The following is a 12,320-nucleotide window of genomic DNA, read 5'->3' as shown; positions in this document are numbered from 1 at the left end:
CTTTCTCCTTTAAAATGATTTTCCTGAATTTTTCTTGATTCACCCTTTCATTATATCATGAATTGAGGTAAAATAGATAAGATAACAAGTAATGGAGAAAACAATGCAAAACAGACCTATTATTATCGGTGTTACAGGTGGCTCTGGTGGGGGAAAAACCAGTGTATCTCGGGCGATTTTAGATCATTTTCCAAATGAAAAGATTTCTATGATTGAGCATGATTCTTACTACAAGGATCAGTCGCATCTGACTTTTGAGGAGCGGGTCAAGACCAACTATGACCATCCTTTTGCTTTTGATACAGATCTCATGATTGAGCAGATCAAGGAGCTTTTGGCTGGCCGTCCAGTGGACATCCCGACCTATGACTACACGGAGCACACGCGCAGTAATAAAACCTATCGTCAGGAACCGCAGGATGTCTTCATTGTAGAGGGGATTCTGGTCTTGGAAGACCAACGCCTCCGCGATTTGATGGACATCAAGATTTTCGTCGACACTGATGATGATGTGCGGATTATTCGTCGGATTAAGCGGGACATGGAGGAGCGTGGACGCAGTTTGGATAGTGTCATTGAGCAGTATTTAGGTGTCGTCAAGCCTATGTACCATCAGTTTATCGAGCCAACCAAGCGCTATGCAGATGTCATCATTCCAGAAGGCGCTTCTAATAAAGTTGCGATTGATTTGATTACCACCAAGATTGAAAAGATTTTGGAGGAAGCTAGAGAAGGATAGAAAGGAAGTCTGGTGTTACACTGGACTTTTTGGGTAAATTATGAGAAAGTTCGTCAAAAGGGAATTCCATTCTCGATCAAAGTTTTTTGCTTGTTTGCTGACCTTTTGCGCAGGTTTCGTGGATGCTTACACTTTTATGGAACGCGGGGGTACATTGGTTGCTGGCCAGACAGGAAACGTCGTCTTTTTGTCCGTTGAGTTAATTCATCACAAGACTGGAGAGATTGAAGTCAAACTGGCTACCATGCTAGCCTTTATGCTGGGAATTTTTCTGATAACAATTTTCCGTCCTTTTTTTGAGCAGTCGATATGGCGAGTAAGTAGCATTTCACCAATGGTACTCATTTGTACTCTGGTAGGCTTTATGCCAAGTACCGTGCCAAATATGCTAATCGTTCCTCCGATTGCTTTCTGTATGGGGGTCGTTGCGACAGCTTTTGGCGAAGTAGATGGTATAGTCTATAATAATTCCTTTATGACAGGAAATATCAAGAAAACGATGGTGGCTTTTGGAAATTTTGTGCGAACGCAGGAAAAACCATACTTGAAAGAGGGCATTTTCTTTGTTGCTTTGTTAGGAAGCTTTGTCATCGGAGCCATTATTTCGACCTATCTGCTCCAATTTTACGCTTTACGAACGATTTGGATCGTTGCAGGAATTCTATTTGCCTTCATGATGTTCCGCTTGGTTCAGTATGTACGAATATAAAGGCGAAATGGCTTAGGAAAGAAGAAGCCTGATTAGTAAATTGTTAAAAGAAGAGAAATGAGAAATAATATAATACTAGCAGGAGCTAGCCTGCTTCTTTTTCTTTCTCGCATTTATAGTAANAAGACCACAAAATAATCCAGTATATTAAAAATTTTCAGAAAATATCGAATTATCTGTTGACAGTCGAATGATACTGTGCTAAAATACTAATCAATAACATTTCAAAAGGAGTCAGTCAAACATGAAGTCAACTCAATTTTCAAACTTTGCTTTGTTGTTGCGTTACTCGGGCTAGTGCGAAAGCATTAGTCCTGTTTGGCTTACCAAGCGGGAGTAAATCAACATCTCGCTTGGCTTCCAGCGAGATGTTTTTATTTTATTCTTCACAAAATCTTTGCTAGGATATACTGAGAAAAGTGAACTAAAAGTTCATTTCATAGTTGTATCTCTCATTGATTTTTATAGCTGTTTTAAACGATAAAGAAAGAGGAAAGTCTATGCAAAAAGTTGAGTTTCTAGATACCAGTCTTCGGGATGGTGAGCAGACACCGGGAGTGAATTTTTCTATTAAGGAAAAGGTTGCCATTGCTAAGCAACTAGAAAAATGGGGAATTTCTGCTATTGAAGCTGGTTTCCCAGCTGCTAGTCCAGATTCATTTGCGGCAGTGCAAGAGATTGCTAAAGTCATCACTAAAGCTTCTGTCACTGGTTTGGCGCGTTCGGTTAAGTCTGACATCGATGCTTGCTACGAGGCACTCAAGGATGCCAAACATCCGCAGATTCACGTCTTTATTGCGACCAGTCCCATCCACAGAGAGTTCAAGCTGAAAAAGTCCAAGGAAGAGATTTTAGAAGCCATTAAAGAGCACGTTTCTTATGCTCGTTCTAAGTTTGAGATTGTCGAGTTTTCACCTGAGGACGCGACACGTACCGAGCTGGACTTTCTGCTCCAAGTTGTCCAGACAGCAGTTGATGCGGGTGCTAGCTACATCAATATTCCAGATACGGTTGGTTTTACTACGCCTGAAGAGTTTGGAAATATCTTCAAGTATCTGATTGACAATGTCCAAACAGAACGTGAGATTATCTACAGTCCTCACTGTCACGATGATTTGGGAATGGCAGTAGCCAACAGCCTGTCTGCGGTCAAATACGGAGCTAGACGGGTGGAAGGCACTATTAACGGTATTGGCGAGCGTGCTGGTAATGCTGCGTTAGAAGAAGTAGCAGTTGCTTTGGAAATTCGCAAGGATTATTACCAAGTTGAGACAGACATTGTCCTTAATGAAACCATCAACACTTCTGAGCTGGTGTCCCGATTCTCAGGGATTCCAGTGCCTAAGAACAAGGCGGTTGTTGGTGGCAATGCCTTCTCTCATGAGTCTGGTATCCATCAGGATGGTGTTCTTAAGAATCCACTGACCTATGAAATCATCACACCTGAGCTGGTTGGAGTCAAGAGCAATTCACTTCCCCTCGGCAAGCTGTCTGGCCGCCACGCCTTTGTTGAAAAACTCAAAGAACTGGCTCTAGATTTTGAGGAATCTGAAATTAATGATCTCTTTGCTAAGTTTAAGGTCTTGGCGGATAAGAAAAACGAAGTCACGGATGCTGATATTCGGGCTCTGATTGCCGGAACGACCGTCGAAAATCCTGAAGGCTTCCACTTTGATGATCTGCAGCTGACGACCAATGACGATCATACCATCACAGCAGATGTGCAGCTGGTTAATGGCGACGGCGAGACGGTCAACTGTGTGGCAGAAGGAAAGGGAAGTGTTGAAGCCATCTTTAATGCTATTGACCAATTCTTTAACCAATCTGTCCAGCTCTTAGCCTATAACATTGAGGCAGTAACGGACGGTATTGACTCTCAGGCTCGCGTCTTGGTAGCTGTTGAAAATACAGATACAGATACAATTTTCAACTCCTCTGGTATTGACTTTGATGTTCTCAAGGCCAGCGCCATTGCCTATATCCATGCCAACACCTTTGTGCAAAAGGAAAATGCGGGTGAAATCGGCCATCAGGTATCCTACCACGATCTGCCTGCAAATAATTAGAAGGAAGCGACTATGACAAAAGAAATTGTAGCTCTGGCGGGTGACGGTATCGGCCCAGAAATCATGGAAGCTGGTCTCCAAGTACTGGCTGCTGTTGCGGACAAGTTCGGTTTTACTTATCATATCACGGAGAAAGCTTTTGGGGGTGCTGGTATTGATGCTGAAGGTCATCCTCTGCCTCAGTCAACTCTAGAAGCGGCTAAGGAGGCGGATGCTATTCTCCTTGCAGCTATCGGCAGTCCCCAGTACGATAATGCCCCAGTTCGGCCGGAGCAAGGCTTGCTCGCTCTGCGCAAGGAGCTTGAACTTTATGCCAATATCCGTCCAGTTAAGATCTTCGATGCACTTAAGCATTTGTCGCCTTTGAAGGTAGAGCGAATTGCTGGTGTGGATTTTGTGGTCGTGCGCGAGCTGACTGGTGGGATTTACTTTGGTGAACATATTTTGAAGGACAGATCTGCGCGTGATATCAATGACTATAGCTATGAAGAGGTGGAGCGAATTGTCCGTAAATCCTTTGATATTGCGCGTGGTCGCAGAAAGCGCGTGACCAGTATTGACAAGCAAAATGTGCTAGCGACATCTAAACTCTGGCGCAGAGTAGCGGATGAGGTGGCCAAGGATTATCCAGATGTGACCTTAGAGCACCAACTGGTAGATAGCGCTGCGATGCTCATGATCACCAATCCTGCTAAGTTTGATGTTCTTGTAACGGAAAATCTTTTTGGGGATATTCTCTCAGATGAGTCCAGTGTCTTGTCAGGGACGCTGGGAGTTATGCCATCGGCCAGTCATTCGGCTACTGGCCCCAGTCTTTATGAGCCTATTCATGGCTCGGCTCCCGATATTGCGGGACAGGGTATTGCCAATCCTATCAGTATGATCTTTTCTGTAGCCATGATGCTACGGGATAGCTTTGCGGAGCTTAAAGCTGCAGAAGCGATTGAAGCAGCGGTTGAGAAGACTTTGGCTCAAGGGATTTTAACCCGAGATCTTGGCGGTCAGGCAGGGACAGCTCAAATGACGGAGGCCATTATCAATAACTTATGAAATGGATATTAACGGGTATTTGCCTGCTATGGAAACTTATCGTTTTCCTGCTTTATGGCTGGGATAAGCGAAAGGCTAAGAAAAATCACTACCGCATTCCAGAGAAGACCTTGCTCTTGTCAGCTTTGGCAGCTGGAGGTTTGGGTGCTTTATTAGGCGGTCGCCTCTTTCACCACAAGACCAGAAAATGGTATTTCTGGTTGGCTTGGATTGGCGGAGTAATAGTGGAAATTGGAATTTTGTATTACATATGGAGAAGCTAGTATGGCTGGAAAATCAATTTTTGATAAGATTTGGGAAAGACACGTAATAACAGGCCAAGAAGGTCAACCCCAGCTTATGTATGTGGATCAGCATTATATTCATGAAGTAACCAGCCCTCAGGCTTTTCAGGGCCTTCGAGATGCGGGTCGCAAAGTTAGACGACCGGACTTAACTTTTGGAACTTTTGACCATAATGTTCCTACGGTCAATATCTATGATATTCGGGATGTGATTTCCAAGGCTCAGATTGATAAGCTTTCTGAAAATGTCAAGGATTTTGGCATCGAGCATGCGGCTCACGGATCGGAACTACAAGGGATTGTCCATATGGTTGGACCCGAAACGGGCAAGACTCAGCCGGGCAAATTCATTGTCTGCGGTGACAGTCACACAGCCACTCACGGAGCTTTTGGAGCTATTGCTTTTGGAATTGGGACTTCGGAGGTAGAGCACGTTTTTGCCACGCAGACCATTTGGCAAGTCAAGCCCAAGAAAATGCTGGTCAAATTTACCGGAGTGCCACCTAGAGGTGTCTATTCCAAGGACTTTATCCTCGCTTTAATTGCCAAATACGGTGTAGCTGCAGGTGTCGGTCATGTGGTCGAGTATGCTGGTGATGCGATTGAGCATCTGACCATGGAAGAGCGTATGACTATCTGCAATATGTCCATAGAGTTTGGCTCCAAGATGGGCATTATGAATCCTGACCAGAAGACCTATGATTACGTTCAAGGACGGCCGGGAGCACCTAAGGACTTTGAGGCGGCAGTGGCTGATTGGAAGACTCTGGTCAGTGATCCCGATGCTGTCTATGATAAGGTAATTGAGATGGATGTCTCCCAGTTGGCACCTATGGTGACTTGGGGAACCAATCCTTCTATGGGAGTTGAGTTCGGCGCGGCTTTCCCAGAAATTCGCGATATGAACGACGAGCGGGCCTACAATTACATGGACCTCTCCCCGGGTAAGAAAGCAGAAGATATTGACCTAGGTTATATCTTTATCGGCTCCTGTACCAATGCCAGACTCAGCGATTTGCAGCTGGCAGCTAAGTTTGTCGCTGGCAAGCATATCGCTCCCAATCTGACAGCTATCGTCGTACCAGGCTCTCGTCCGGTCAAGCGGGCTGCTGAAAAGATGGGACTGGATAAAATTTTCATGGATGCAGGCTTTGAATGGCGCGATCCGGGCTGTTCCATGTGCCTGGGAATGAATCCAGATAAGGTGCCAGACGGAGTCCACTGTGCCTCTACTAGTAATCGGAACTTTGAGGATCGTCAGGGATTTGGTGCTAAGACTCATCTTTGCAGTCCTGCCATGGCAGCAGCGGCAGCCATTGCCGGGCACTTCGTAGACGTCCGCCAACTACCGGAGGTCCAGTAAGGAAGTTTTATGGAAAAATTTACAATCTACACGGGGACAACGGTTCCCCTCATGAACGATAATATTGATACGGACCAAATTTTACCCAAGCAGTTTCTCAAGTTGATTGATAAAAAAGGCTTTGGTAAGTACCTCATGTACGCATGGCGCTATCTGGACAATCAGTACACTGAAGATCCTGATTTCGTCTTTAATAGACCGGAGTACCGCAAGGCGACTATTCTTATTTCGGGGAATAATTTCGGAGCTGGTTCCTCTCGGGAGCACGCTGCCTGGGCCTTGGCTGACTATGGCTTCAAGGTAGTCATTGCTGGATCTTTTGGAGATATTCACTACAATAACGAGCTGAATAACGGTATGCTGCCAATCGTCCAGCCACTGGAAGTCCGGCAAGCCTTGTCTAATCTGAAGCCGACGGATCAAGTGACGGTGGATTTGGAGCAGCAGAAGATTTTTTCACCGGTGGGAGAATTCTCTTTTGACATTGATGGAGAATGGAAGCACAAGCTCCTAAACGGTTTGGATGACATTGGTATTACACTCCAGTATGAGGATTTGATTACAGAATATGAAAAAAATCGTCCATCTTATTGGCAGTAAAATTGTTTTCGATATATTGAGAAAATTCTGAAAACATATTGTCTCCGATAAAAATATATGGTAAAATAAATCTTAATTTAATAGAAAAGGAAGAAACTTATGACAAAACACATTCAATGGAACGGAACTCTTTCACAAGAAGGCTATGACATCCTGAAAGGCGATGGCGGCTGTATCGTTTGCCCGACCAAGGTGGGTTACATCATTATGACTAGTGATAAGGCAGGTTTGGAGCGTAAGTTCGAAGCTAAGGCCCGTAACCGTAATAAGCCAGGTGTGGTTCTTTGTGGCAGTATGGATGAGCTTCGTGCTTTAGCACAGCTAAATCCGGAAATTGAAGCTTTTTATCAAAAGCATTGGGATGAAGATATCCTCTTGGGTTGTATCCTTCCATGGAAGCCAGAAGCTTTTGAAAAGCTCAAAGCCTATGGTGACGGTAGGGAAGAGCTGATGACAGATGTTCGTGGCACTAGCTGTTTTGTTATTAAGTTTGGTAAGGCGGGCGAGCAGCTGGCAGCTAAACTTTGGGAAGAAGGCAAGATGGTTTATGCTTCCTCAGCCAACCCATCCGGTAAAGGAAACCGCGGCAAGGTAGAAGGAATTGGAGAGCGCATCGAAAATGCTGTTGATTTGGTTATTGAAGCAGATGACTATGTAGCCTCTATCCAGCCAGACAAGACCATTGAAACTCGCTACGAGCAAGGCGTTATGGTCTCTATGGTGGATAAAGATGGAAAACTGATTCCAGAACAAGGTGGGCAACGTTCCATCTCACCAGCACCAGTGGTCATCCGCAAAGGCTTGGACATTGACAAAATCATGATGCACCTGTCCGATACTTTCAACTCATGGGATTACCGTCAGGGTGAATATTACTAAGATAAAAAAGCTCAGTGTGAGAGGGGGATTTCCTCTTTACACTGAGTTTTTTGTTTGGAGTTTTTAGTTTAAAATCTTTACCTAGTTTAAAATTATTTCCAAATAGAACAAAATACTTGACAAATGTAATGAACAGCATTACAATAAATAGAAAACAATTCGGTATAGAAATAAATTGGAGTAGTATGAGAGACAGTCATTTGGTAGCCTATCATATTCGTTTGTTGAATGGGCGGATTTTTCAAAAGTTACTGAGCCAGGAGCCTGAAGCTCTTTATCGGAGTGAACAGGGCAAGATTCTCACTGTTTTATGGAATAGTGAGACAGGGTGCGCCACGGCGACAGGACTTGCCAATAATACACTGACGACTATGCTGAAAAAGCTGGAAGAACAGGGTTTGGTGACCTTTAGTCAGTGTGGCTCAGACAAGCGAAAAAAATATGTCAAGTTGACAGAGCGGGGTTGGTCGCAGAAAGAAGTTGGCCATCGTGTCAGTCAAAAACTGGATGAGATTTTTTATAAAGGCTTCTCTGAGGAAGAAATTCGTCAGTTTGAAAGTTATCAGGAACGCATCTTAGCAAATTTAAAAGAAAAAGAAGCTTAAATCATGTCAAAACAAGTTGAAAATGCACATAATCTATACATTCACGCCATTCAAGACGGACGTGTTGCCGAGGCTCAGGCACAGTCTGTAGGGGATACCTATATTCAACATTCGACAGGTGTGCCAGATGGGAAAGAAGGTTTTGCGGATTTCTTTGCAGATTTCTTTGAGCGTCATCCAGAGCGTGAGATGAAGATTGTTCGCACCATTGAAGACGGCAATCTAGTCTTTGTTCATGTCCATCAATATCTTAATGGCGGGGAAGCTAAATGGGTGACGACGGATACTTTCCGTGCGGATGAGAATGGTCGTATCGTGGAACATTGGGATGTCATTGACTACTATCGCGTTCCAGAAAATGGACAGTTAGATCAGATATTTGGGGATTTTGAAATCACGGATTTGGACAAGACAGTAGCAAATAAAAAAACCGTTCGTCGTTTCTTGACAGAAATTTTCCAAAATGGGGAACTGGAGCAGTGGAGTGATTATGTGGCAGAAGATTTGATTCAGCACAATCATGAGATTTGCCAAGGAAGTCAGGCTTATAAAAACTATGTGGCTGAACATGGGGTTACTTTTGACTTTGTTTTCCAGCTTTTGGGACAAGGAAATTATGTGGTTAGCTATGGACAGACTCAGATCGATGGGGTGGCCTATGCCCAGTATGACATTTTCCGTTTGGAGAATGGATTGATTGTAGAGCATTGGGACAATAAAGAAGTCATGCCTAAGGTAGAAGACTTGACGAATCGTGGGAAGTTTTAAAAGGAGATATTAAGATGAAAGCTGTGCTTGTCAAGGAAGCTGGAGGACCAGAAGTTCTGCAGGTTGTGGAAGTTCCAAAACCGACTGTTAAAGAAGGTTGTACCTTGGTCAAGGTACAAGGATTTGGAATCAATCATAGCGAGATTTTTACTCGTCAAGGACTATCGCCGTCCGTTCAATTTCCACGTATTCTAGGAATTGAATGTGTGGGACTTGTAGAGGAGACCAATCGTTCCGATTTGCAGGTCGGGCAGCAAGTCATCTCCATCATGGGGGAGATGGGGCGTGCTTTTGATGGTGGTTATGCTGAGTATGTTTTGCTACCAGATGAACAGGTTTATCCTGTGAGGACAGAGCTTGATTTGGAGAGTTTAATCGCACTGCCTGAAACCTACTACACAGCATTTGGCTCTTATATCAATCTCAAGATTGAGGAGGGAGACCGAGTTCTGGTTCGGGCAGCAACTAGTGGTGTTGGGATTGCTTTTGCAAAGCTTCTCAAAGGGCAATTCCCAAATGTCTATCTAGCGGGAAGTAGCCGTAGTCTAGCTAAGGAAGAACAACTAAAGGAAGCAGGATTTGACCAGGTGATTTTGGACAAGGATGGCGTCTTGCAAACGGAAAAGCAGTTTGACAAGGTCTTAGATCTTGTCGGTCCGAGCGATATTCTCGATACATTTGCTCGGACGGCAGATGGTGGTATAATCTGTTCTTGTGGCTTGCTGGGCGGTCAGTGGACTATTCCAGACTTTGATCCCATTGAGATGCTTTACCGCAACCTCTACTTGACTACCTTTGCTTCTGGCAATGTTTCTCAAAACAAGCTACAAGCTTTAGTGGATTTTGTGGAGCGTTATCAGGTAGATGTACGACCTGAAAAAGTATTTTCTATAGAGCAAATCCAGGACGCTCATGCTTATCTGGAAAGTAGCCAGTCTTTTGGCAAGGTTATCGTAAAAAATGAGGATAAAGAATGATTGAATACAAAAATGTAGCGCTACGCTATACAGAAAAAGATGTCTTGAGAGATGTCAATTTACAGATTGAGGATGGAGAGTTCATGGTTTTAGTGGGTCCTTCTGGGTCCGGTAAGACAACCATGCTCAAGATGATTAACCGCCTCTTAGAGCCAACAGATGGCAATATCTATATGGATAGCAAGCGCATCAAGGACTATGATGAGCGTGAGTTGCGCCTTTCCACAGGCTACGTCTTACAAGCGATTGCCCTCTTTCCCAATCTAACGGTGGCTGAAAATATTGCTCTCATTCCTGAAATGAAAGGATGGAGCAAGGCAGATATTCAGCAGAAGACTGATGAATTGCTGGAGCTAGTAGGCTTGCCTGCTGAAGACTATGCTCAGCGTATGCCGAGTGAGCTGTCAGGTGGTGAGCAGCAACGGGTGGGCATTGTCCGTGCCATTATTGCCCAACCCAAAATCTTGCTGATGGATGAGCCTTTTTCTGCTCTTGATGCCATCTCGCGTAAGCAATTGCAGAGCTTGACCAAGAGTATTCATGACCAATTTGGGATGACAACAATCTTTGTGACCCATGATACGGACGAGGCTTTAAAGTTAGGGAATCGGATTGCTGTTTTGCAGGACGGGGAGATTCGTCAAGTGGCGACGCCTGAGGAAATCTTATCTGCACCTGCAACCAGCTTCGTAGCAGATTTGTTTGGAGGTGTTCAACATGGCTAATTTGTTTTCTACCTTTCAGGAGCGCTTTGGCGAATGGTTGGCAGCCTTAGGGCAACACCTCCAGCTGTCTCTTCTGACTTTACTAGTGGCCATATTCCTGACCATTCCGCTTGCTATCTATCTACATAGTCATAAAAAAGTAGCCAATTGGGTGCTGCAAATTGCGGGAATCTTTCAAACCATTCCTTCAATGGCCTTGCTGGGACTCTTTATCCCCCTCATGGGGATTGGTACACTGCCGGCACTGACTGCTCTGGTTATTTACGCTATTTTCCCGATTTTAGAAAATACTGTCACAGCTTTGAATGGGATTGATCCTAGTTTAGAAGAAGCTGGAATCGCTTTTGGGATGACCAAGTGGGAACGACTCAAAAAGTTTAAACTGCCTCTAGCTATGCCCGTCATCGTGTCAGGAGTTCGGACGGCAACGGTTATGATTATCGGGACAGCAACTCTGGCAGCCCTTGTCGGAGCTGGTGGACTAGGTTCCTTGATCCTTCTAGGAATTGACCGTCGCAATGCCAGTCTAATCTTGATTGGAGCTATTTCATCCGCAGTTTTGGCTATTCTTTTCAATAGTCTCCTTAAATGGATGGAAAAGGTTAAGCTTCGGACGGTATTTACAGCTTTTGCTGTCTTAATACTCGGACTTGGCGCTTCTTATACGCCAAGTTTGCTACCGAAACAAAGCAAGGAGCATCTGGTCATTGCTGGGAAATTGGGGCCAGAGCCAGAAATTCTTATGAATATGTATAAACTCCTCATCGAGGAAAATACGGATATGACTGTGACAGTTAAGCCGAACTTTGGGAAGACCGACTTCCTTTATCAAGCACTGAAAAAAGGTGATATTGATATTTATCCTGAGTTTACCGGTACGATTACTGGAACTCTCTTGCAGCCTGCTCCAAAGGTCAGCACTAATGCTGAAGAAGTTTTTGAAGCAGCGCGTGATGGCATTAGGAAACAGGACAATCTAGTCTTGCTCAATCACATGTCCTATCAGAATACCTATGCAATTGCAGTTCCAAAGGCTATCGCCAAAGAATACAATCTTAAAACCATTTCTGACCTTAAGACAGTTCAGGATAAGCTCAAAGCGGGCTTTACCCTAGAGTTTAACGACCGTGAGGATGGAAACAAGGGCTTGCAATCTCTATATGGCCTTAATCTTAATGTAGCGACCATGGAGCCAGCCCTTCGCTACCAAGCTATCCAGTCGGGTGATATTCAAATCACGGATGCCTATTCGACTGACGCAGAACTTGCGCGTTATGATTTACAAGTTTTAGAAGACGATAAGCGCCTTTTCCCTCCTTATCAAGGGGCACCTCTCCTGAAGGCTGAATTGCTAGAAAAACACCCTGAATTGGAAGGTATTCTCAATAAGCTGGCTGGTAAAATTACGGAAAGCCAGATGAGTCAGATGAATTATCAAGTTGGCATTGAAGGTAAAAAGGCCGAAAATGTCGCGCGTGACTTTCTGGTAAAGGAAGGACTTTTAAAAAAATAAGAAATAAAAGTTAGACTCCTAAGGTCTAGCTTTTTTACTTAT

General features: G+C 44.3%; 13 protein-coding genes. All 13 read left to right on the top strand.

What is annotated here, in order from left to right; translation table 11 throughout:
• The first annotated feature begins 103 nt into the window (after window positions 1–103).
• The 13 genes from udk (at window position 104) to D8791_RS05465 (ending at window position 12,278) form a co-directional block, all read left to right on the top strand.
• Entirely contained in the window at window positions 104–739 is a 636-nt protein-coding gene (gene udk / locus D8791_RS05525) for a uridine kinase (RefSeq protein ID WP_005591973.1), read from the top strand.
• A 40-nt stretch (window positions 740–779) separates the two neighbouring features.
• Entirely contained in the window at window positions 780–1,448 is a 669-nt protein-coding gene (locus D8791_RS05520) for a YoaK family protein (protein ID WP_125446576.1), read from the top strand.
• Between the two features lie 500 nt (window positions 1,449–1,948).
• Entirely contained in the window at window positions 1,949–3,514 is a 1,566-nt protein-coding gene (locus D8791_RS05515) for a 2-isopropylmalate synthase (protein ID WP_125446575.1), read from the top strand.
• A 12-nt stretch (window positions 3,515–3,526) separates the two neighbouring features.
• On the top strand, window positions 3,527–4,564 hold the full coding sequence (leuB, locus tag D8791_RS05510) for a 3-isopropylmalate dehydrogenase (RefSeq protein ID WP_125446574.1): 1,038 nt from the start codon (window positions 3,527–3,529) through the stop codon (window positions 4,562–4,564).
• Window positions 4,561–4,827, top strand: a complete 267-nt coding sequence (locus D8791_RS05505) for a DUF1294 domain-containing protein (RefSeq protein ID WP_125446573.1) — start codon at window positions 4,561–4,563, stop codon at window positions 4,825–4,827. Before leuB ends, D8791_RS05505 begins: the two co-directional genes overlap by 4 nt.
• Window position 4,828: 1 nt before the next feature.
• Window positions 4,829–6,211 carry a 3-isopropylmalate dehydratase large subunit gene (gene leuC / locus D8791_RS05500; protein ID WP_125446572.1) on the top strand — a complete coding sequence of 461 codons (1,383 nt, stop codon included), beginning with the start codon at window positions 4,829–4,831 and terminating at the stop codon, window positions 6,209–6,211.
• Window positions 6,212–6,220: 9 nt separating this feature from the next.
• Window positions 6,221–6,811 carry a 3-isopropylmalate dehydratase small subunit gene (leuD, locus tag D8791_RS05495; protein ID WP_125446571.1) on the top strand — a complete coding sequence of 197 codons (591 nt, stop codon included), beginning with the start codon at window positions 6,221–6,223 and terminating at the stop codon, window positions 6,809–6,811.
• A 99-nt stretch (window positions 6,812–6,910) separates the two neighbouring features.
• On the top strand, window positions 6,911–7,690 hold the full coding sequence (locus tag D8791_RS05490) for an L-threonylcarbamoyladenylate synthase (protein WP_005590290.1): 780 nt from the start codon (window positions 6,911–6,913) through the stop codon (window positions 7,688–7,690).
• A gap of 185 nt (window positions 7,691–7,875) precedes the next feature.
• Window positions 7,876–8,295 carry a MarR family winged helix-turn-helix transcriptional regulator gene (locus tag D8791_RS05485; RefSeq protein ID WP_125446570.1) on the top strand — a complete coding sequence of 140 codons (420 nt, stop codon included), beginning with the start codon at window positions 7,876–7,878 and terminating at the stop codon, window positions 8,293–8,295.
• Window positions 8,296–8,298: 3 nt separating this feature from the next.
• Complete coding sequence (locus tag D8791_RS05480) at window positions 8,299–9,063, top strand: nuclear transport factor 2 family protein (protein ID WP_125446569.1); 765 nt, start codon at window positions 8,299–8,301, stop codon at window positions 9,061–9,063.
• A 14-nt stretch (window positions 9,064–9,077) separates the two neighbouring features.
• A complete protein-coding gene (locus D8791_RS05475; protein ID WP_125446568.1) occupies window positions 9,078–10,040 on the top strand; it encodes a zinc-binding dehydrogenase in 963 nt (320 codons plus the stop codon).
• On the top strand, window positions 10,037–10,765 hold the full coding sequence (locus tag D8791_RS05470) for an ABC transporter ATP-binding protein (RefSeq protein ID WP_062198540.1): 729 nt from the start codon (window positions 10,037–10,039) through the stop codon (window positions 10,763–10,765). Before D8791_RS05475 ends, D8791_RS05470 begins: the two co-directional genes overlap by 4 nt.
• A complete protein-coding gene (locus tag D8791_RS05465; protein ID WP_125446567.1) occupies window positions 10,758–12,278 on the top strand; it encodes an ABC transporter permease/substrate-binding protein in 1,521 nt (506 codons plus the stop codon). Before D8791_RS05470 ends, D8791_RS05465 begins: the two co-directional genes overlap by 8 nt.
• Window positions 12,279–12,320 lie beyond the last annotated feature (42 nt).

It is taken from the genome of Streptococcus cristatus (genome assembly GCF_003943515.1).
GTDB lineage: Bacteria > Bacillota > Bacilli > Lactobacillales > Streptococcaceae > Streptococcus > Streptococcus cristatus_D.
The sequence above is the reverse complement of the archived record's forward strand: the minus strand, read 5'-3'. Positions and strand labels throughout refer to the sequence as shown.